This window comes from Shewanella sp. VK101 (assembly GCF_056497865.1).
Genome location: NZ_CM151402.1, coordinates 1,673,344 through 1,693,875, shown reverse-complemented (window position 1 = coordinate 1,693,875; position 20,532 = coordinate 1,673,344). Strand labels below are relative to the sequence as shown.

Annotated in this window: 18 protein-coding genes; 2 read left to right on the top strand and 16 right to left on the bottom strand. The window is 51.4% G+C overall.

Features of this window, described 5'->3' with window-relative positions:
• Window positions 1–3 precede the first annotated feature (3 nt).
• The 7 genes from dnaX to ACSHSR_RS07635 all read right to left on the bottom strand — a co-directional run bounded on the left by dnaX (window position 4) and on the right by ACSHSR_RS07635 (window position 7,060).
• Window positions 4–2,901, bottom strand: coding sequence for a DNA polymerase III subunit gamma/tau (dnaX, locus tag ACSHSR_RS07665; RefSeq protein WP_208142880.1), 2,898 nt, complete (start codon window positions 2,899–2,901; stop codon window positions 4–6).
• Window positions 2,902–3,022: 121 nt separating this feature from the next.
• A complete protein-coding gene (gene apt, locus ACSHSR_RS07660; RefSeq protein WP_025011504.1) occupies window positions 3,023–3,574 on the bottom strand; it encodes an adenine phosphoribosyltransferase in 552 nt (183 codons plus the stop codon).
• 95 nt (window positions 3,575–3,669) lie between these two features.
• Window positions 3,670–4,065: a response regulator gene (locus tag ACSHSR_RS07655; RefSeq protein ID WP_025011503.1), complete on the bottom strand. Its 396-nt coding sequence runs from the start codon at window positions 4,063–4,065 to the stop codon at window positions 3,670–3,672.
• 87 nt (window positions 4,066–4,152) lie between these two features.
• The gene (locus tag ACSHSR_RS07650; RefSeq protein ID WP_025888748.1) at window positions 4,153–4,527 is read right to left on the bottom strand and encodes a YbaN family protein; all 375 of its coding nucleotides are present in this window, start codon (window positions 4,525–4,527) and stop codon (window positions 4,153–4,155) included.
• A gap of 396 nt (window positions 4,528–4,923) precedes the next feature.
• A complete protein-coding gene (locus tag ACSHSR_RS07645) occupies window positions 4,924–5,712 on the bottom strand; it encodes an HvfC family RiPP maturation protein (protein ID WP_071239182.1) in 789 nt (262 codons plus the stop codon).
• On the bottom strand, window positions 5,712–6,548 hold the full coding sequence (locus ACSHSR_RS07640; RefSeq protein WP_479631388.1) for an HvfB family MNIO-type RiPP peptide maturase: 837 nt from the start codon (window positions 6,546–6,548) through the stop codon (window positions 5,712–5,714). Before ACSHSR_RS07640 ends, ACSHSR_RS07645 begins: the two co-directional genes overlap by 1 nt.
• A 59-nt stretch (window positions 6,549–6,607) precedes the next feature.
• A complete protein-coding gene (locus tag ACSHSR_RS07635) occupies window positions 6,608–7,060 on the bottom strand; it encodes an HvfA family oxazolone/thioamide-modified RiPP metallophore (protein WP_025011501.1) in 453 nt (150 codons plus the stop codon).
• A 293-nt stretch (window positions 7,061–7,353) separates the two neighbouring features.
• Here ACSHSR_RS07635 and ACSHSR_RS07630 point away from each other — a divergent pair, with 293 nt between their 5' ends.
• Window positions 7,354–8,307 (top strand): tRNA-dihydrouridine synthase, encoded by a 954-nt coding sequence (locus ACSHSR_RS07630; RefSeq protein WP_208184898.1) that lies wholly within the window; start codon window positions 7,354–7,356, stop codon window positions 8,305–8,307.
• Between the two features lie 126 nt (window positions 8,308–8,433).
• On the top strand, window positions 8,434–8,775 hold the full coding sequence (locus ACSHSR_RS07625; protein WP_025890162.1) for a TraR/DksA family transcriptional regulator: 342 nt from the start codon (window positions 8,434–8,436) through the stop codon (window positions 8,773–8,775).
• Window positions 8,776–8,987: 212 nt separating this feature from the next.
• Here the strand turns inward: ACSHSR_RS07625 and ACSHSR_RS07620 are convergent, their stop codons facing one another.
• The 9 genes from ACSHSR_RS07620 to iscA form a co-directional block, all read right to left on the bottom strand.
• Window positions 8,988–11,639 (bottom strand): TonB-dependent receptor, encoded by a 2,652-nt coding sequence (locus tag ACSHSR_RS07620; protein ID WP_025011498.1) that lies wholly within the window; start codon window positions 11,637–11,639, stop codon window positions 8,988–8,990.
• Between the two features lie 448 nt (window positions 11,640–12,087).
• The gene (locus tag ACSHSR_RS07615; RefSeq protein WP_479631387.1) at window positions 12,088–14,760 is read right to left on the bottom strand and encodes a TonB-dependent receptor; all 2,673 of its coding nucleotides are present in this window, start codon (window positions 14,758–14,760) and stop codon (window positions 12,088–12,090) included.
• A gap of 388 nt (window positions 14,761–15,148) precedes the next feature.
• Window positions 15,149–15,580 carry a nucleoside-diphosphate kinase gene (gene ndk / locus ACSHSR_RS07610; protein WP_025011497.1) on the bottom strand — a complete coding sequence of 144 codons (432 nt, stop codon included), beginning with the start codon at window positions 15,578–15,580 and terminating at the stop codon, window positions 15,149–15,151.
• A 393-nt stretch (window positions 15,581–15,973) separates the two neighbouring features.
• Window positions 15,974–16,171: a Fe-S cluster assembly protein IscX gene (gene iscX, locus ACSHSR_RS07605; RefSeq protein WP_025011496.1), complete on the bottom strand. Its 198-nt coding sequence runs from the start codon at window positions 16,169–16,171 to the stop codon at window positions 15,974–15,976.
• An 81-nt stretch (window positions 16,172–16,252) separates the two neighbouring features.
• Window positions 16,253–17,152, bottom strand: coding sequence for a 30S ribosomal protein S6--L-glutamate ligase (rimK, locus tag ACSHSR_RS07600; protein ID WP_025011495.1), 900 nt, complete (start codon window positions 17,150–17,152; stop codon window positions 16,253–16,255).
• 216 nt (window positions 17,153–17,368) lie between these two features.
• Window positions 17,369–17,704 (bottom strand): ISC system 2Fe-2S type ferredoxin, encoded by a 336-nt coding sequence (gene fdx, locus ACSHSR_RS07595; protein ID WP_025011494.1) that lies wholly within the window; start codon window positions 17,702–17,704, stop codon window positions 17,369–17,371.
• 8 nt (window positions 17,705–17,712) lie between these two features.
• Entirely contained in the window at window positions 17,713–19,575 is a 1,863-nt protein-coding gene (gene hscA, locus ACSHSR_RS07590; protein WP_335919662.1) for a Fe-S protein assembly chaperone HscA, read from the bottom strand.
• An 83-nt stretch (window positions 19,576–19,658) separates the two neighbouring features.
• On the bottom strand, window positions 19,659–20,183 hold the full coding sequence (gene hscB / locus ACSHSR_RS07585; RefSeq protein ID WP_479631386.1) for a co-chaperone HscB: 525 nt from the start codon (window positions 20,181–20,183) through the stop codon (window positions 19,659–19,661).
• A 23-nt stretch (window positions 20,184–20,206) separates the two neighbouring features.
• Window positions 20,207–20,530, bottom strand: coding sequence for an iron-sulfur cluster assembly protein IscA (gene iscA / locus ACSHSR_RS07580; protein WP_025011492.1), 324 nt, complete (start codon window positions 20,528–20,530; stop codon window positions 20,207–20,209).
• Window positions 20,531–20,532 lie beyond the last annotated feature (2 nt).

Below are 20,532 nucleotides of genomic sequence, written 5' to 3'. Positions count from 1 at the left end.
GCCCTAGGGCGCCTTGTCTGCAATCAAATTAGCCCGTTGACTGAGCAGCTCAGGGGGATACCCTAGAGTATCCTGATCCAGTTCGGCCCCCATATGACTGACAAGCCATTGAATGTTTTCATCATTCATCAATGAAGCATGAGCCCCGCTCAGGAGCTCCTGATGAAAACGATGACGAATTTCCAACGGCGTTTCCCTTTGGTCATCTACTCCTACGACAATCTCTGTGCGGCAAGGTTTCCCAAACAGTTTGGAAAGCGCCTCTTCGAGCTGTTTGATGGCCGAATCTGCCGCCAAGTGCTTTTGATCCGGCTTGAGCAGTAAGGGCAGCGGTTCAGCTATCCGCTCACAGACTGAGTTCACCGCCAGTTGCCGAACCCGGCCGCCTATTTCGAGCGAGGACATCAATTTATACCAATAGAGATCCTGTGGATGACCGCAGGGCGGAGCATGGGCGAAGGCCTCGGCGGACTCCGGGCCTGGTGCTTGGCGCGGCTCGGATGCAGGCCGAGCTCCTGTGTTTACAGTATTTACTGTAGCGCTTTGGCCAGATCCCAGCTCAAGTTCATTTTTCAGCTCATGTCCCGGCTCGTCTACCGCCTGTGGTGCAGCTTCCTGTGCTGTCTGCTGCGCGGTATGTTGTGGTTGTGGTTGTGGCTCAGGCACAGACTCTGGTTCGGCTTGTAGGAAAGCCACGTTTTGAACCGTTTCACTGTCTTGCATTGCCTCGCGACCCGCTTCAACCGCACCCTCTGGGGCATCTTCCCATGGTGGCCTGTCCTCCTTGAGCGCCGCAACATGATTTGGGCCAGATTTGGAGGGCACTTCCCCGGCAACAGGAGTTTGTGTTTCTGCTTGGGAGGGCTCAGGGCTATTGCTTGGTTCAGGGCTGTCTACCCGCTCAGGGCTTTTGCTCAGCTCAGGGCTGTTTCCTGGCGCAAGGCTGTTTCCTGGCTCTGCTGCAGCTTCTGACTGCGTGGCCGCTACAGCATTGGACTCAGGTGCTGCGGCCGCGCTGCGTCGCTCCAGCAAGGGCTTTTTTTCTTCACCGTCCTTGGGGCTGGCGGCCTCTATATCACTGAGCAGCAAATCCCGGGTGGCAAGCACCTGATCGAGCAGATCATCACCCAAGATGTCATCGCTGCCCGAGTCTATGTTGGCATCGGCAGGCACTGGCTCGCTTGATGGCTTATTTGATAGCGATGCCTCGGAGGTACTCTTGTCAGCAGCGGATGGCATTTGGCCGTCCATCGACATCTGCTGCTGATAAAAATCCAGGCTGCTATCCTGCCCTTCACCTTGCAGTGAATAGCCCATGGCAGTATAGAAGTCATCCTGAGATTGCTGCTCATCACTAATAGCCGAGGTTTCAGCTTGTGACACAGGCTTGTGAGGTTGAGCTGCAGCCGGTTGCCGTGCCGGCAGAGACTCGGCCACTTTAGCAGGCTCAGAGGCCTCATTCCGGAACCCCATGCTACCGGCCTGGGATAACAGCAGCGCTTGTTCGGCCAATAAGGCCTGTTCGTCTGCATCTTCGCCCTCATCGGCAGCCATCTGTGAGTCAACATTGCTCGCCTGCGTCTCAGCCGCCGGGCTTACCTGTGTTGGCATCTTGGCAGCTTGCGTCTTTTCGGCTTGCGCTTCGACAGCCTGGCTTGTAACAGATTGAGCAGAGGCGGCTTGAGGTTTTATCTCATCGGCGTTATTGCTTGCCAGGGGTTGATTCAGCGCCCCGACCGCCGCAGGCGCAGCGGCACTGCTGCTGTCATCCAAGGCAGACAGATCGGCGACTTCACCCCTTTGCCAGCGTTTGGGCGGCGTTTCCGGTACAAAGGCAACGGCTCTGAGTAACGCCATCTCCAGCCCTGACTTGGGATCCGGTGCATAAGGCAGCTCCTTGCGACCGCTGAGCAGCAACTGGTAATAGAGCTGCACCTGCTCGGGGGTGAGGTTTTCACCATAGTGGTTAATTCTGGGACCAAACAGCGACAGATTGGCCGCCGCCGGCGCAAACTGACTCAGGGTTATCTGATGCAAGAGCTCCAGCAAGCTACGCAGCACTTCGGCAGCATCGGCGCCAAATGCCAGCACCTTGGCCACTTCCTGCATCATTTTGGCGATGTCGCCTGTGAGGAGCGCATCAAACAGCGCCAGCACCTGGCGCTCATCTATGGCGCCGAGCATGGTTTGTACCTGCTCCAGCATCACTTGCCCGGCTCCAAAGGCGATAGCCTGATCTGTCAGGCTCAGGGCATCTCGCATACTGCCGTTGGCGGCTCGTGCCAGGAGCGTCAGCGCAGAAGTTTCAAACTTAAGACCTTCGCTTTGCAAAATATGCTGCAACTGGCCGGCCATCTCCGTCTGATCCAGACTCTTTAGGTTAAATTGCAGGCAGCGGGACAGTACAGTCACCGGCAGCTTTTGCGGATCTGTGGTGGCCAGCAGGAATTTGACGTGCTCAGGGGGTTCTTCCAGTGTCTTGAGCAGCGCATTGAAACTACTGCGGGACAGCATATGAACTTCGTCTATCAGGTAAACCTTGAAACGCCCACGGGTTGGGCGATACTGAACATTATCCAGCAGTTCGCGGGTATCATCTACCTTGGTACGGGAAGCCGCATCGACTTCGATAAGGTCGACAAAACGCCCCTGGGCAATTTCCTGACAGGCACTGCATTGGCCACATGGCTTAGCGGTGATCCCGGTTTCGCAGTTGAGCCCTTTGGCAAACAGGCGCGCCAAACTGGTCTTGCCGACGCCGCGGGTACCGGTAAACAGATAGGCATGGTGCAGTCGTTGCTGACTCAGGGCATTGGTCAATGCATGCAAGACATGAGATTGGCCGACTACCTGATCAAAACTGGCAGGTCGCCATTTTCTGGCTAGTACCTGATAGGACATGAAACTCCCCAAAATCCATAAAAGTATCTTTGCGGGAGCAAGCTCCGCGGAGCGTAAAACAATAACATGAGGTATGACTTCACGCTACCGAGACGACCCGCAAAGCAGCAGGGCTGAGCTTTTATTCGCCGTCAAACTCGCACAGCTTAACCAGTTCGAGCCCTTGCTCGGTCAGGCGCTGTTCACCGCCCAGGTCCGGCAGAGAGATCACAAATGCCGCGTCCTTCACCTCACCGCCTAAGCGACGGATAAGCTTAACTGTGGCTTCAATGGTGCCACCGGTTGCCAGCAAGTCATCGATAACCAGTACCTTGTCACCCGGCACTATGGCATCAACATGCATTTCCAGGGTGTCGTGGCCATATTCCAGCTCATAGCTTTCGGCTATGGTTTCTCTTGGCAACTTGCCGGGCTTACGCACGGGAATAAAGCCCACACCCAACTCCAACGCCAGAGGGGCACCAAAGAGGAAACCACGGGCTTCGGTACCGACAACCTTGGTAAAACCATGATCTTTATAATGATCCACCAGCAAACGAATGCTCAATTGGTAGGCAACCGGGTCTTCAAGCAGACTGGTTACGTCGCGGAACAGGATCCCGGCTTTAGGATAATCCGGAATGGTTTTAATGCTTTGCTTAATCAGGCTTAAGCTGTCGGAGTTCATTGCCATAGTCTCAATACTTCATTTCCAGACACTGGGCCCGGCTCTTTACAACAAAAAAGTCCACACTGAGGTGGACTGCATTTCAAAAATCCGGCTAAAGCTTAAGCCGCTTTAATCCGCCATGCAACAATCTCTGTCGATAAGTGATCCAGGAGTTGTTGCTTTGTGTCACAGTTCAATGGTTTTCTCCAAAAGCCATTAACCTGGGACATATCCATACTGGCGGCCACTTCCTCTTGGCTGTGAGTACTTAGCACCACGACAGGCAGGTTGGCATAACCGTCGAGTTGCCTGAGTAGCGGGATGAAGTGCGGCCCGTCGAGCAAAGGCATGAAAAAGCCACTAATCACGGCATCGAAGTTTTGCCGCTCGGCGCACGCCAGCCCCTGCATGCCATTGGTGGCCAACGTACAGTGCCAACCTTGGCTCTGGAACAGTTCGGCCAAAGCCTGTTGGCTGATGTTATTATCATCAACAAGCAAAATGTTGAAACTCATTAAATTTCCCTGGTGGTTTCAAGGCGCGCCAAGGCTACCCCAACTGAATGACAAAATCACGACAAGTCGGCGTTTTTGTCTACAGGATCACTCACTATCTTCCAGCTCGGGGATCTGCCACAGGAACAACAACAGACAGACACAGCAAACGGCAAGTAAGAGTTTCACCCACCAAAGTGGCACCAAGGCAATGCTGAGGGCAAAACTGGCACCACTGACCAAAAAAGCCCTTCGCTTTAATCCTTTACGCATCGCTTTACGGGAATGCCAATCGGCAAGAGGCTGGGCAAACCAAGGATGACTGTGCAGCCAATCATGTAGCCTTTCGCTGGAGCGGGCAAAACAAAAAGCGGCCAACAAAATAAAGGGAACCGTGGGCAGTACAGGCAAGACGATGCCGAGTAATCCCATAGCCAGGCTCAAGATACCCGAGATTAAAAAGAAGCCTCTTTTGATAACCATCCAATTTCCTCTAGAAAACCGGTCGCCCCTAAACAAAAGCCACCGCTGAGGGTGGCCATTGTAGCAAAAGCTGGATCTTGCTGCTTCAGATCAATCCCGCGTGTTTCAGCCAAGACAGACTGGCAGGCAGTGTAGGTAACAGCATTACCAGAATAAAACCAAGAAAATACAAAATATTGAATGGGTCTTTAAACGGCTGACTCATGACAGCTCCTCTACTTCTAGGGCCAGTGTGGGAGTGATCTCAATCACAAAACCGCGCTATTCTAGCCCTTTCTCACGCCGATAAAAACCATGTTTTTTCAATGGGATTAGCCACTCCCTTGTATTAAGGCCGTACTCAGGCATCAATGTCAGCCAAAGGGTCAGCCCAAGGCAAGTACAACTAAAATAAACTCATGCCTGACAAGGTGTTGTGGCTTGGATGGCGGTTGTGGGTTGCTTACGAATAATGCCCAAGACCGCCAGCTCCGCCAAAGTAGTGAGCGCACCCTGACAAAGCTGCGGCTCTGGAAACTGGGGAAATGTCTCTGCCAGCCAAGCAAGTAACCGGGTAAAACTCAGCGGCGTTTGCTGCAGTTTGGCCAACAGCTGCGCCGTCATGGGATTGAGCCTTAAAAAGCGCACCTCCTCTTCCCGGTCACGATAGACACAGAAAAATACCGGGGTGGCCGCCACCGAATCCGGGCGGAAATCTGGGCTAATTCGGTCAACTTCGAACTGATATTGCGCCACTCTGGCGGTGACGGCCAATTGCAGTTTTGCTGCCAGTTGCTCCAGTGCCTGGAGCTCGGTCGGCTCCAGCCAAGGCGCCGAACTGTCCACTGCCACAGATACCTGCAGTTCCAAGAGTTCATAATGTGCCAGCTCCAGCATAAAAGGCATGGCATCCAAAGCGCTTGCCTGTTCCCGACACAGATAGTCGAGAAACTCGGCGGCAATATCGATAAACAACGGGCTTTGACAATCATGGCGGGCAAAGAAATCCTTTACCAACGCCAACCACTGCGCCTCTGTATGCAACGACTTAAGAACCGGATAGGCATTGGAAACAAAGCCATTGACATTATTGAAAAAAAGCTCGCGATATACCCGCATGTGCCGTTCATCGGTGCCGGCCGGCAAAGGCATATCATCCCGCCGCAAATAGGCAACAAAAGCCTGTTGTAATTGGGCCAAGGCCATCAAGCTCTCCTCTCTTGTGCAAATGCACCCAAGGCCTGACGTTGTAGCGAGTCTATCTGCCTCAACTCCTGACACAAGACTTGGGTTTCGGGAATATTAAAGTCCCGCTCCAGCAAGGTGGGATGCACCCCGTGCAACCTATAGCACTCTGCCAGCAGTTGCCAGACAGGGTCGATAATATCGGCGCCATGGGTATCGATAATCAGATCTTCATCCTGCTGATAGTGACCGGCAATATGCAGGTAAGCGATGCGCTCACTGGGCATGGCCGCCAGAAAAGCTGCAGGATCATAGCCATGATTAACCGAGTTGACATAGATGTTGTTGACATCCAGCAGCAGACGACAGTCAGCCTCTTCCAGCACGGCGCAGACAAACTCTTGCTCTGTCATCTCGGCACCCGGAGCAGCATAAAAGGACACATTTTCCAGAATAAGTGGCCGCTCCAGAATCGCCTCCACCTGTTTGACCCTGGCACTGACATGCCGTACAGCCTCATAAGTAAAAGGGATAGGCATAAGATCGTACATATGCCCATCGGCAGAGCAATAGCTTAAGTGTTCTGAATAGACATCTATCTGGTGCAAATCGAGAAAGCGCTTAATCTCCTTGATAAACGCCAGATCCAGCGGAGCTGGGCTACCGATAGAAAGACTGAGCCCATGGCAGTAAAATGAATGCTTCTCGGTCAGTTGTCGAAACTGCTTTCCAAACTTACCCCCCAGGCGCATCCAATTTTCCGGCGCGACCTCGAAAAAATCGGCCTCCTTGGGTGCTGCCTGACAAAACTCGGCCAGCATCTCCCGCCTAAGCCCCAAACCGACGCAGTTATTCATAAATAATTACCGCCTTTGTGGTTTCAGACAGGGCGCAATGCGCCCTGCACTATTCAGCTTCAGTGGTTACTACCGCACTTGGCTTCACCACACTTGCCTTCCTTGACCTTATTGGCTTCGGCTTTGGCTTTACCCTCGGCGGAATGCTTCATTCCTTCGCCACACTTGCCTTCACCGCACTTTCCTTCTGCGGCTTTTTTCATGCCTTCACCACACTTACCCTCGGCGGCCTTATTCATGCCCTCACCACATTTGCCTTCGGCAGCTTTCTTCATCCCTTCGCCACACTTGCCTTCGCCGCATTTACCCTCACGGCCCTTGTGCTCGGCTTCTTTGGCTTTCTTATCACCACATTTACCTTCGCCGCACTTGCCTTCATTACCAACCAATTGATAACCGGCTTCCATTGCCTGAAAACCGAAAGCACTGGCCTGGGCCTCTGCCGCGACGGTGGAACCTGCGATAACCATACCCAAAGCGGCTGCTACTGTAGTTGTCTTGACTGTCTTCATTGTCTTTCCTGCCTGTTGCTCATAGAGTTGTTACGAGTGACCGGCCTCGATTGCCGGCTTGCAATATCAGACCCGGGGACAGCAGAATCTATTTCACATTTTCAACCACGGATCACAGTTTTTACCTAAAACCCCATATAGGGATACATGAGTAAAATAGCAAATGCCGATAAGATCAAGCTGTTAACAGTTAGATCTCTCGAATAAGCCTGTGCCTTTTAAGCTGTCGATTGGTGCCGGATGGGATTTAAGGTAGAATGCGCCACTTTCTATTTCAGCCAGGCCTTAAACACGTGCGTATTATTCTCGCCCCTATGGAGGGGGTTGTTGACAATCTGATGCGGGAACTGCTTTCTGCAATTAATCCTTATGATCTGATGGTCACAGAGTTTGTACGTGTGGTGGATCAACTTTTGCCTGAAAAAGTCTTCCATCGCCTCTGCCCCGAACTGCTGCAGGGCGGCATGACTCTCAGTGGTACGCCGGTCAGGGTACAACTTTTAGGACAGGAACCTGGTTGGATGGCTGAAAACGCCTTGAGGGCAATAGAACTCGGCTCCCAAGGGGTAGATGCCAACTTTGGTTGTCCGGCCAAGATGGTCAACCGCAGCAAGGGCGGTGCCGTGTTACTCCAGTATCCGGAGCAGATCCATAAGATAGTCAAAGCCATGCGGCAGGCGGTTCCTGTACCTCATGCGGTGACCGCCAAAATTCGCCTGGGGTTCGAAGACAAGAGCCTGTTTATGGAAAACGCGCTGGCAATTTATGAAGCCGGCGCCACTGAGTTGGCTGTCCATGCCCGCAGTAAAAAAGACGGTTACCGTCCACCCGCCTATTGGGAATATATCACTGAGATCCGTGAAAAACTGGCCATTCCCGTGATCGCCAACGGCGAGATTTGGAACCGGGAAGATGCCCTGCGCTGCATGGAAGTAACGGGTTGCGACAGTATCATGGTGGGCCGCGGCGCCATCTCTCTGCCCAATTTGGCGGATCACATTAAAAACGGCGCCATGCAATACAGCTGGCAACAGACCCTGGCACTGCTGATGAGTTACAGCCAGAAAGAGCTCAGCGGCCGCAAGAGTTGCTACTACCCGGCACGGATCAAACAGTGGTTCAGCTACCTCAATCGCCAGTATCCACAGGCCGATACCCTGTTCAGGGAGCTCAGGGTACACAAGCAAACCGACGACATAGTGGCCACTCTCAGCCGAGCTCATCGCGAAATAGATGACAAGATGTGAGCAATTCTGACAAATTAGCGCCTTAACGACAGAAAATGTCACCCAGATTTGATCTTTATCATAGTGACATTGACCCGGCTGTTTAGACTAAATGACCGTAGACTCAATCTTTACAGGCAATTATCAGTGAGCAGCTCCCATATCAGACAAGCATTGTCGGCGTTAGAAATCGATCTCAGGAAAGAGATAATGGTGCTCGGACCCCACTGGGATCCCCAGATGTCACTCAGTGATCTGATTGAAACCATGACTCAGGCCGATCTTTGCAAACATCCTCTCTACCACAGACTATTGAGACTGGATGCCGCCCTCTGCCAACTGGATTTAGGGCTTTATGGTCTTTGTGCAGACTGTGAGGCTGAAATCGAAGCATATCGGCTCGACAGAGATCCGACCGAGCAGCGTTGTGAACGTTGCCATGAGCAATATAAACACGAACACAGACAAGAATTGCGATTGAATCACTGATTGATCAATCAAGAGCGATGAAGGCAACCTCAAGGGTTGCTTTTTTTATGACTATCGTAAAACTCCGCTCTTTCTTTGCGCGTATGTCCTCGGCTCCTGACAGACAAGCTTTTATTCGGATAAACGGAACCCCCAGCCTAGTTGAGGGGCTCTATACAAAAAAGCCCCGCCAAAATGGCGGGACTGAGCCGTAAGGGAGAATCGGCGTTTTATCAGAACTTCTGATTAATGGTTACAAACCAGGTGCGACCCAGTACGTCGTACAGACCTGTGTTGACATCACGATAGTCAGCATAGTTGTACCAGGTTGGTGCTTCCTCATCGAAGGCGTTATTCACACCCAAGGTGATGGAACCATTCCAGTCGTGGGCGTAGCTTACCTGGACGTTGTGCTTGAAGTAGCTTGGTACGTTGATTAGGTACTCGTTGTTGTATTCAACAGCTCCTGAATCCTGGCCACCTATATAGTAGGTAGTCCAAGCTGCACTCCAGTTATCACGACTCCAGTTGATTGACGCACTGCCACGCCATTCAGGCTTGTCCTGCAGACCGGCTTCATCGAAGAAGTCAGACTCGGCATCGGCCTTGGTCTTATATTCCAGTACATGAGTCATTTCCAACTTCAGACGGAAATCACCGAAATCAGTTTCCTGGTTGTAGCTGGTGACAAAGTCAATCCCGGAAGTTTCCAGCGCGCTCAAGTTACGATACTGGCTGTGAATGGTCTCAATCTTGCCATCGCTGCCACGAATGATATAAGGCGAACCACCATTGGCTTCTTCTTCACGGATCAGATCCGCAACATCGACCACTTCAATCTTGCTGTCGTAGCTGATGTCATAGTAAGAGGTTTCAATACTCCAATCGTCAGTCACGTTCCAGACGAAGCCCAGGGTCAAGGACTCACCCTCTTCCGCTTTCAGATCCGGGTTACCGCCATAGAAGGTCTTATATTGGTTACTTGGGCTACAGTAGTTTTCATCGGCCCCGGGGTTGGCACTACACCAGACAGTATCCAGGGTACGTTCAAAACTCAGCGCTTCACCGGAGAACATCTCACCCATATTAGGGGCACGGAAAGACTCACCCCAGCTGGCACGCAGCAACAGAGAGTCAACCGGACGCCAGCTCGCAGAGAACTTGGGCACAACTGAATCGAAGGTTGAAGAGGCAAAGCCGGAAGCTATGTTACCTTCCTGCTCATAGCGCTCATAACGAACTGCAGCGGACAGATCCACATTGTATGGCAGCGAAGATTGCAGTTCCAAATAGCCAGAACTGCGATCCCGGGTTGCATCAACATCGTCGCCACCCGAACCACCGGAGATAATACCGGCAGCAGATTGCGGGTCACTCAGCTGCACAAACTCAATCATCTCATACTCGGCACCGACAACAGCGGCCAAAGTAATACCGTTGCCTTCATACAGCATGCCGGACAACAGACCATCAAATTGGGTGCTGTTAAATTGCGCCTGATACACACCGGTATGGGCCGCTTGACCATAGAGATCAGCCATCTGCGCATCCCAATCTTCATAGCTCATGCCTGTGGTGTTGAAGACATCATAGTTGCCTGTGTTGATCAGGTCCTGAACGATATTGTCGTTGATCAGGTTGTAGTTGAATGAGTCAGTGGTTGAACGTGTATGCTGGGCATTGATTTCCCAATCGATACCGTTACCCACATCCCAATAACCTACCAACCCGGCCAGGAAGTCGATTGAGTTGGTTTCAGTGGTAGTGTCACGCTCACCAATCTGTACCGAACGCATACGGATCTCAGTGATATCTGTGCCCAATGGGTTCATTGGGTTGTCCGCAGCCATGGTTGGGGCGTTGGTTGATACCGGGGTGCCCGCGTAACGGGTATTGGTTTCACTCAGACTGGCAGAAGCGCGGCCACGGAACTGTATGTCGTCAGTCAGCTGGTAATTGAAGTTAGACAGAATACTGTTGCGGTTCACATTACCAAACAGCTTGGTCACCTTACCAAAGTCATAGTAACAGGTTCCGGCATTGGCGCCGTCGGTACCATCAATAACATTCGGTGCCTGGGAGCAAAGCTCGCTATTGGTATAATTGGCCGATTTACCATCGGCGCCAATATAGGTAGCTCTTGGGATCACACTATAGGAGCTGATGCCGTTCCAGCTAGGATCATCAAAGCGCCAAACATCTTTATCGTACACAGAGGTAGTATCGTAATGCTCGAACGTCAGGGTGATATTGCCCTTATCTGTGCTAAAACCGGCCGCTACAGAGAAACGTGAAGAATCGCCGCCTTCCACATCAGGTGATTCACCGGTGTAGTTCAGCTCAACACCTTCAAAGTCTTTCTTGGTAATGATGTTAATTACCCCGGCAACCGCATCCGAGCCGTAAACTGCAGAGGCGCCGTCACGCAGAATTTCGATTCGCTCAACAATCGCCATTGGGATGCTGGAAGTATCGGCAACGGTTCCTGAGCTTGAGCTGGTACCCGGCATACGGCGACCATCGAGCAGGATCAAGGTTGCCTGAGAACCCAGACCACGTAAATCCACATCACTGGTGGCACTGGCCCCGGCACCATAGCCGGACATGCCACGCCAGGAACCAAAGCTGTTGATACTGGAGTTATTCAATACATCGGCAACCGAGGTTTCCCCGGTAACCTTAAGATCGGCTGCTGTGATAACAGTAACAGGTGAAGCGGTTTCCATATCCACTTGTTTGATACGTGAACCAGTTACTTCAATACGCTCGACTTTGCCTTCTTTTGCTTCTTCAGCGGTTGCATATCCGCTGAAAGCTATTCCCGTAACTGCCGCAGCAAGTAAACCGCGACGAACTGCCTTTGCAGTTAAACTGATGGAACTCATACTTGTCTCCCTGATGTTTCTTTCTGCAAGAAATATCTGATTATTTTTGTTTTAAACATTGCAAACAAATTGCAACACTCACAAAGATACTCCACAAATAAAACAATGCGGTCAACAAACAAAACACAAAAACAACCAACTGGTAACCAATTGATACAAACAAATAGAGCGAAACTGCCAATGAAACTTAAAAACACCTATAAATCAAAATTTTAAAACAAAAACACACAAGCGATACATATTGAAAAACATGTTTTTATTAAGTTAAAAGGTTCCATAAATTTAATATTTAAGAAACAACTATCTCGTGGCAAAAAAAATCACACCGAACTAGAATAAACATTTAGCAAACACCTGAATCAATATGTATCCAGCATCATTTTCCCTTTGTTTATTTTAGGCATAAAAAAACCGGCTTATTAAGCCGGTTTTCAAGGTTTGAATACTATTAGAAAGTAAACTCTACCCCTGCATAATATTCACGTCCAATAACGTTATAGTAGGCTCGTGGGTAATGAGGCCAGCTGGACTGGGTGTAATCGATCTCCGGTCCTGAATCAAACAGGTTGTTGATACCGGCAGAAACCTTCAGATTGTCGTAGATGAAGTAACTGGCAGCCAGGTTAACCTCGACATGGCTATCGATTTTCACCGGATAAGTGCTGTCCAGACCTTCGCTGACAAAGTAATCCATCCGCTCACCATTCATGCTGTCGATATACTTGAACAGAATGTTGGTGGAGAAGTCGTTGTAAGACCATCCCAGGTTCAAGTTGGCACGCAACTGAGGCGCAGATCCCTCACCATCGATAAGGTCCAGCTCCTCTGAATCCGGAGTCAGCTTTTCCTTCCAACGGGTCAGGTAAGTCCCTTCCAGGCGGCTGCTGAATTCACCATAGCTCTCGGTTTCATAGCGATAGCCCAGAGAGAAATCGATACCGGCAGTCTCACGAGAAGACATATTCATCGCCTGAGTGTTCACTTTCAGCAACTTGCCATTGCTGTCACGTTCAATCTTGTCGGCAAAGGCATCGGCGTGATCCAGAATATACTGCGCACTCGGGTCATTCACCAGATTGTCGATTTCAACCATCCAGTAGTCCACCGTCAGGTTGATACCTTCATAGTCCCAGACCAGACCCAGGTTGTAGTTTTTACCCTCTTCGGCTTCCAACTCTGGGTTGGCACCGATGGCAATCGGCAAAGACTCAATCTTGTCACATTCACCATAGGCTTCACAGCGCGGAGTGTCGATAACTGTGCTGTAGCCAGTGGTCGGATCGCCAAACAAACGCTGCATATCCGGTGCGCGGAAAGTCTCGGCATACAAAGCACGCAGCATCAGGCTGTCGATTGGACGATATTCCAGTGACACTTGCGGAGTAAACTGGCCACCAACATCAGACTCATCATCATAGTAGTCATAACGTCCGGCCAGGGTCATGGTCAACTGATCCAGCAATGGCAAGGCCAGCTCGGCATAGGCGGCATACTGCTCACGTTCACCTTCGGCGCTGCTGCCCCCCTTGCCTATGACGCCACCGTTGGAGGTGAAGCTGTCAGACTTATCGTAGAACCACTCCTTGCTGTATTCGATACCCACAGCGTAGGCAGCAGTGCCTCCGGCAAGTTCGAACGCATCACCATTGATACCGGCACTAAAGCTGGACAGAGTAGATTGTCCCTTCTTGTTACCTTCGTAGTTCAGCAGTGCCGCATCTTCAGGAGAGATCACATCCAGCAGAGACTTGCCGCTGTCGCCAGAGGTCAGGTAGTCGAAGGTGCTCTGGTAAGTTGGAGAACCGTTGCTGCGGGATTCCACTGTCTGACGCGCAATAGACCAGGAAGTATCATACTCGATACTGTCGGTCAGGAACCCCTTGGAACCTATGATGAAAGAGAAGTTATTGGTTTCAAAGTCAGAGGTACGTGGCCCCAGCTCACTCATTCTGCGGGTGTAGTAGTAGTCGCCGTCTGCAGCATTGGCAAAGTCACCACCGAATGCAACATCTTTGTTGTCGAAAGTCTGGGAAAAACCTTTGTCTTCATTAAAAATAGTGACCGCATTACCCGCCACTTTGAACTTGAAATCAGTGCCCACTGTCGCAGACTCAATCTCGGTAAAGGTCGAGGAATGAGTGTAATCGATACGGGAATACAACTGATGATCCGCATTCAGCTCCTTGGTGAGGTTGATCATGGTCGAGTAGCGCTTCTGCTCCGGCAGGAAATCACGCTGCTTGGAGCGGTCAAAACCACAGCGACCATTTTCCATCACCACATAACCACGGGCCTCACATTCTGCCGGTGACAAGGTCTTGGTCAGCGAAGTTTTGTTATTGCCGAGGTCCTGTACCAGGTTGGCACCGTAGGAGCTGTAACCTGAGTAATACGCTCCATCGACAATATCTGTGCCCCATTCTGAGCGATCTGTCCCTTTCAGTGCCGTTCTGTCTTCATATTCGGCAAAGAAAGTCAGGTTAGCCGTATCACTGCTGACACCTGTCATGAAAGAGAACTGATTGTTGCGCAGACCACCTTCATCCGTGTCGGAGAAACGGTACTTGAAAGTTGTCTGTTCGACATCTTTCTTGAGAATGATGTTGATAACACCGCCCATGGCGTCAGAGCCGTAAATAGCCGAGGCACCTGTAGTCAGGATCTCGATACGCTCGATCGCACCCAAAGGAATATTGGCAGTATCCACGAAGCTGTCGGTACCACCGGCACCAAAGGGATACTTGGGCACCCGCTTACCATTGATCAGGGTCAGTACCCGACCGGCGCCCACGCCACGAAGGTTGACAGAGGAAGCGGCAGGGGTAAAACCGTGCACCTCTTGTTGAGACATGGAGCCACCTGAGTTCTGCGACAGGTTACCCAGTACATCCTGAACCGAGTTAAAGCCACCTTTCTCAATATCGGCAGCACTCATCACAACAACAGGAGAAGCATTCTCCATATCTGTGCGTTTGATACGGGAGCCAGTAACTTCAATACGTTCTACTTGTTCTGTAGCCTGAGCATCATCGGCGGCATAAACCATTGTAGGGATTGATGTGGAAACAAAAGCAAACAGACTAAAGCGGATGGCCTTAGCGACTGCAGTCTGCGTTGACATATTCTCATTCCTTTTTCAAGCACGGTGGCAGGGAGGGAACACCGTGTTCTTATTCTATGTAATACTCAGCCCCCCAAACGAGAAACATACCAATAACAGCAACATTATCAATCACTTAAATGATAACGAATTGTTGACACACGGTTTAATTTGTAAAACTCAAGCACCTTATCAATCAAAAACTAATGATATTTTTACAGAACAAATGCCGGCTACAGCCAAGATGTATCATTAGGTATCAAAACATTTTATTTACAACGCTTACTTTTCAACCCACTGTTAATGCAACGCTTTTGATGAAAAATGTGATGTAGGTAGAATTTCTACTGCACACAAAAATCAAACAAAAAAGGAGCCATTCGGCTCCTTTTTGTCTATTTTCTGTTAATTAACGAGTGCGAGGGCACAGCTCATCAGCAGCAAAGAAGTATGCGATTTCGCGCTCGGCTGATGCCAGAGCATCAGAGCCGTGAACAGCGTTCTCATCGATGCTGTCAGCAAAGTCAGCACGCAGAGTTCCACGGGCAGCTTCAGCAGGATTGGTCGCACCCATGATTTCACGGTTGGCCAGAACGGCGTTTTCACCTTCCAGAACCTGAACCATGATAGGACCAGAAGTCATGAAAGAAACCAGAGCACCAAAGAAAGGACGCTCGCTGTGCTCAGCGTAGAAACCTTCGGCTTGTTCTTTGGTCAGGTGAACCATTTTGGCGGCAACAATTTTCAGGCCGGCAGTTTCAAAACGGTTGTAGATAGCACCAATGTGGTTCTTGGCTACCGCATCAGGCTTAATGATAGAAAAAGTACGTTCGATCGCCATGACTAGCTTCCTTAATCAGCGAGTTTTTAAATTTCGCGCGGATTATACGAAATAAATGCGCCAGATCCTAATCCTATCTCGCAAAGCGCCTGGCAAAATCTACCGGGAGGAGGTACTCAAAGACTCAATGCCGACGCTTGAGCCAAAGGTAACCGCCGCAGAGACAAACCAAAAGTAATAACAAAGGCATAAACTGAGGAAAATGATGAAACAAGCCAACACCACCATGCCCCGAATGTGCCAGCACGGCCGGAGCAAATAATCCAAAACTACAGGTGAAGAAACGTGACATGACAAACCTCCGAAACCGGCACAACAATTTATTAACCAAGTTAATATAGTTGACTCGTGATGGTGATAACTTGACCGGGATCAGTTTTCTGCCAGAGGGGGTTACTTTTCCTCGATCCAGCATTGCTGCACGGCTTCGAGAATTTTCTCGCTGCAGCGTTTAGGGTCATCATCGAAGGCTTCCAACGCCAATATCCACTCGTAAAGCTCAGGGAAATGCAGTTGCTCTGGATCCACATCAGGATGTGCCTCCAGCAACTCCAAAGCCAAGTCCAATGAATCTATCCACTTGAGTCCCATGGTTACTCCTGCTTCAGATAAGTACTGACTTTGAGTATAGCGCCGCAGTTGAAGCCTTAATAGCCTTGATTGAGACCAAGATCAGGCTTCGCTTGGTGTCTTGCCCTTACGCCTCTGCTTGGCAATAAACTCTATGATGGCGCCGGCAACATCTTTGCCGGTAGCGGCTTCAATCCCTTCGAGTCCGGGTGATGAATTGACCTCCATCACCACGGGTCCATGGTTGGAGCGTAAAATATCCACGCCGGCAACATTCAACCCCATGGTTTTGGCGGCGCGCACCGCGATTGAACGCTCCTCAGGGGACAACTTCACCAAGGTTGCCGTGCCGCCCCGATGCAGATTGGAGCGAAACTCTCCCGGCAGAGCCTGGCGTTTCATGGCGGCAATGACCTTGTCGCCAAGCACAAAACAGCGGATATCGGCCCCTTGGGCCTCCTTGATATATTCCTGTACCATGATGTTGGCCTTGAGGCCCATAAAGGCCTCAATCACACTCTCGGCCGCCTTACGGGTTTCAGCCAGCACCACACCTATCCCCTGAGTGCCCTCCAAGAGTTTAATCACCAAGGGAGCGCCACCGACCATGTCGATAAGATCCGGAATATCGCTGGGCTTATTGGCAAAACCTGTCACTGGCAATCCTATGCCTTTGCGGGACAGTAACTGCATGGAGCGCAGCTTATCCCTTGAGCGGGAGATCCCCATGGAGCTATTGAGTGTATAGGTAGCCATCATCTCAAACTGACGCACCACAGCCGTGCCGTAGAAAGTAATGCCGGCACCTATTCTCGGGATCACCGCATCGAAGGACGGCAACTCGACGCCCCCGATATGAATACTGGACTGCTGCATACTGATATTCATATAGCATTCCAGCGGATTGATCACCTGCACCTGATAACCCCGTTCCTGGGCGGCCTCCACCAAACGGCGTGTGGAATATAAGGTTTTGTTCTGTGACAAAATTGCAATCTGCATCCAGGTCAGTGTCCCTAAGAGTGAAAAAGACAGCGCATCATACGCCTGCCGTGTTGGAAATCAATCTCTGCACGCCAAGCATAGCAATAAAAAACCGGCCACTTGGGGCCGGTTTTCAAAAGATGTCAGCACTTAGGGAAGATGCTTTGAACGCCAATTGCTGTGCAGGCCACTCTCTACAAAAGATAAGGCCACGAGGACTTGTTCGGACCTTCCTTAGCCTTCACTGACCATGTTGACTGTGTATTTGGGGATTTCAACAACCATATCACCTTCAACCACCTTGGCCTGACAGGACAGACGGCTTTCTGGCTCCAGGCCCCAAGCTTTGTCCAGCATGTCGTCTTCCAGATCATCGCTGGGTTCAAGTTCATCGAAACCTTCACGCACTATCACATGGCAGGTGGTACAAGCACAGGATTTCTCGCAGGCATGCTCTATGTTGATGCCGTTTTTCAGCGCGACATCCAAAATGGATTCACCCACCTCTGCCTCCACCACGGCGCCTTCAGGACACAGTTCTTCATGGGGCAAAAATACTATCTGTGGCATAGTCTCACCTATATGTTATCGACCGACTGACCCTTCAGTGCGGCCCGAATCGAATTGTCCATGCGTCTGGCGGCAAACTCCTGGGTCTGCGCATCCACCGCTTCTATCGCCGCCTTGATGGCATCAACATCGCCATTGGCAGCGGTTTCACTCAAATCAGCCATGGCGCGGTCAACCAGAGCGCGCTCCTCCTGGCTGAGAAGTTCGCCATCTTTCGCCAGTGCCGAGTGCAGCGATTCCAGTACCCTGGCTGCCTCCACTCGCTGCTCGGTGAGCATTCTCAGCTCAATATCCTCTTTGGCATTCTGCATCGAATCTTTGAGCATTCCGGCAATTTCAGTATCACTCAGGCCGAAGGAAGGTTTAACCTGGATGCTGGATTGCACCCCGGTCGACTTCTCCATGGCAGTGACACTGAGCAAGCCATCGGCATCTACCTGGAAGGTCACCCGAATATGCGCGGCACCAGCGGCCAATGGTGGAATGCCCTTAAGGGTAAAGCGCGCCAGAGAGCGGCAATCGGCCACCAGTTCACGTTCACCTTGCACCACATGAAATGCCATGGCGCTCTGACCGTCTTTGAAGGTGGTAAATTCCTGGGCTCTGGCAACCGGAATGGTGGTGTTACGCGGAATCACCTTCTCCACCAAACCGCCCATGGTTTCAATGCCGAGCGACAGTGGGATCACATCCAGCAGCAACAGATCCGAGTCAGGCTTGTTACCCACCAAAATATCGGCCTGTACCGCAGCACCTATGGCAACCACGCGATCCGGGTCAATCGATGTCAGCGGCGCCTTGCCAAAGAAGTCACCGACCATTTCCCGCACCAGAGGCACCCGGGTGGAGCCGCCAACCATCACGGTTTCCAGCACCTCGTCAGTATCCACTCCGGCATCACGTAGGGCCTTGCGGCAACCCTGAATGGTTTTCTTCACCAGCGTGTTGATCAACTGGTCAAACTCGCTGCGACTCACCTCGGCTTCACACTCACTGCCATCTTGCTGTGTCAGCTTAGCAATAGTGCTGTCGCTATCGGTCAACGCTTCTTTTACCCGCCGGGCTTCCATCAGCAACTGCCGCGCTTCCTGGCTTGAAAGCGACTTCAGCGCCATGCGTTCACGCAGCAGGCCTTGCAGCAGCTCATCAAAGTCATCACCACCCAGGCGGGAATCGCCACCGGTTGCAAGTACCTCAAACACGCCGCGGTTGAGGCGCAAAATAGAGATATCAAAGGTGCCGCCGCCCAAGTCATAGACGGCAATGACGCCTTCCTGACCCGAGTCCAGGCCATAGGCAATGGCGGCCGCAGTCGGCTCGTTGAGCAGGCGTAAGACCTTGATACCAAGCAAAGCTGCCGCATCTTTGGTTCCCTGACGCTGGGCATCATCAAAATAAGCAGGCACCGTGATAACCACGCCTTCCAAAGGCCCGCCCAGGGTAGACTCGGCGCGGGCAATCAGGGGGCGCAAGACCTCTGCAGACACCTGAACCGGATTCATTTTACCGGCGCGGGTCACAAACAGAGGCAGACCGTTTTCACTGGCTTCAAACTGATAGGGGAAAGCTTGCTCACCGCTTTGCACATCGGCCAAAGAGCGGCCCATGAAACGCTTCACCGACACTATGGTGTTTTCAGGATCCTTGGCCGAATCGGCCAGGGCATCGTGACCCACACGAACACCCTGCTCGCCATAGTGCACCACAGATGGTAATGAATGCCGGCCTTGCTCGTCGGCCAGCGTGCTTGCCTCGCCGCTGCGAACCGCAGCAACCAGGGAGTTGGTAGTACCCAAATCTATCCCTGCGGCCAATCTGTGTTGGTGAGGAGCGGCCATTTGGCCGGGTTCAGCAATCTGCAAAAGTGCCATAGTCTTCCATCTTGTGTTTAAAAAGTTGGCCCAATCAAAAATTGAGCCAACCGTAGGAATATGCTTGAAGGCCGAAGGCGACGTCAGTCGAACAGCGCATCCTGGGCCCGCTGCAGTTCATCCTGCAATTTTGCCATAAACTTCAACTTGCGAACTTGATCTGCCGCGGCTATTGCGTCGGCCTCTTTGGAACTGTGAAGTTGGTGACGCAGCAGCTCTGTCACCTGCTTACGGTAAGCCGCAAATGAAACATCGAGCTCATCGATATCGCTCTGGGCGTCGCCGCTCTGGCCTATCTCCTCCAGCGCTTCACGCCATTCCATCTGCTGCATCAAAAAGGCGGTGTCTTTAACCGTGGTGGTCTCGTGACTGATATCCACACCTTTGAGCGCCAACATATGTTCGGCCCGACGGATAGGATCTTTCAGGGTCTGAAAGGCGTCGTTTATCTGGGCAGTGCGGGAAATGGCCAGCAGTTTTTGCTGTTCACTGGCGTTGGCAAACTTGTCGGGATGCACCGCCCGCTGCAGATCGCGATAGCGACTGGCCAGCTTGGCGGTGTCCACATCAAAGGAGGGAGTTAAATCAAACAGCTCGAAATAATTCATATACTCTCAGGCAGCGGTGAAACTCAAACCGTGAAGCTCTCACCGCAACCACACTCACCTTTGGCGTTAGGGTTATTGAATTTAAAGCCTTCGTTGAGTCCTTCCTTGACAAAGTCCAGCTCGATCCCCTGAAGATAGATGAAGCTCTTGGCATCTATGATGATGTTGACACCATCTATGTTGTAAACCTCATCATCTTCATTGAGTTCGTCGACAAATTCCAGAACGTAAGCCATCCCGCTGCAGCCTGAAGTCTTAAGCCCCAAGCGCAAACCTATGCCTTTTCCTCTGTTGCTCAGAAAGGCACGGACACGCTCGGCGGCGGCAGGCGTCATAGTAATAGCCATCT

Excerpts from the sequence above, each read along its gene's own strand:
- ACSHSR_RS07650 (WP_025888748.1), bottom strand. The coding sequence starts at position 4,527 with ATGGTTATCAAAAGAGGCTTCTTTTTAATCTCGGGTATCTTGAGCCTG.
- ACSHSR_RS07645 (WP_071239182.1), bottom strand. The coding sequence starts at position 5,712 with ATGGCCTTGGCCCAATTACAACAGGCTTTTGTTGCCTATTTGCGGCGG.
- ACSHSR_RS07620 (WP_025011498.1), bottom strand. The coding sequence starts at position 11,639 with ATGAGTTCCATCAGTTTAACTGCAAAGGCAGTTCGTCGCGGTTTACTT.
- iscA (WP_025011492.1), bottom strand. The coding sequence starts at position 20,530 with ATGGCTATTACTATGACGCCTGCCGCCGCCGAGCGTGTCCGTGCCTTT.
- ACSHSR_RS07635 (WP_025011501.1), bottom strand. The coding sequence starts at position 7,060 with ATGAAGACAGTCAAGACAACTACAGTAGCAGCCGCTTTGGGTATGGTT.
- hscB (WP_479631386.1), bottom strand. The coding sequence starts at position 20,183 with ATGAATTATTTCGAGCTGTTTGATTTAACTCCCTCCTTTGATGTGGAC.
- apt (WP_025011504.1), bottom strand. The coding sequence starts at position 3,574 with ATGGCAATGAACTCCGACAGCTTAAGCCTGATTAAGCAAAGCATTAAA.
- fdx (WP_025011494.1), bottom strand. The coding sequence starts at position 17,704 with ATGCCACAGATAGTATTTTTGCCCCATGAAGAACTGTGTCCTGAAGGC.
- dnaX (WP_208142880.1), bottom strand. The coding sequence starts at position 2,901 with ATGTCCTATCAGGTACTAGCCAGAAAATGGCGACCTGCCAGTTTTGAT.
- ACSHSR_RS07655 (WP_025011503.1), bottom strand. The coding sequence starts at position 4,065 with ATGAGTTTCAACATTTTGCTTGTTGATGATAATAACATCAGCCAACAG.
- ACSHSR_RS07640 (WP_479631388.1), bottom strand. The coding sequence starts at position 6,548 with ATGAATAACTGCGTCGGTTTGGGGCTTAGGCGGGAGATGCTGGCCGAG.
- iscX (WP_025011496.1), bottom strand. The coding sequence starts at position 16,171 with ATGGGACTCAAGTGGATAGATTCATTGGACTTGGCTTTGGAGTTGCTG.
- hscA (WP_335919662.1), bottom strand. The coding sequence starts at position 19,575 with ATGGCACTTTTGCAGATTGCTGAACCCGGCCAAATGGCCGCTCCTCAC.
- ACSHSR_RS07615 (WP_479631387.1), bottom strand. The coding sequence starts at position 14,760 with ATGTCAACGCAGACTGCAGTCGCTAAGGCCATCCGCTTTAGTCTGTTT.
- rimK (WP_025011495.1), bottom strand. The coding sequence starts at position 17,152 with ATGCAGATTGCAATTTTGTCACAGAACAAAACCTTATATTCCACACGC.
- ndk (WP_025011497.1), bottom strand. The coding sequence starts at position 15,580 with ATGGCGATCGAACGTACTTTTTCTATCATTAAGCCTGATGCGGTAGCC.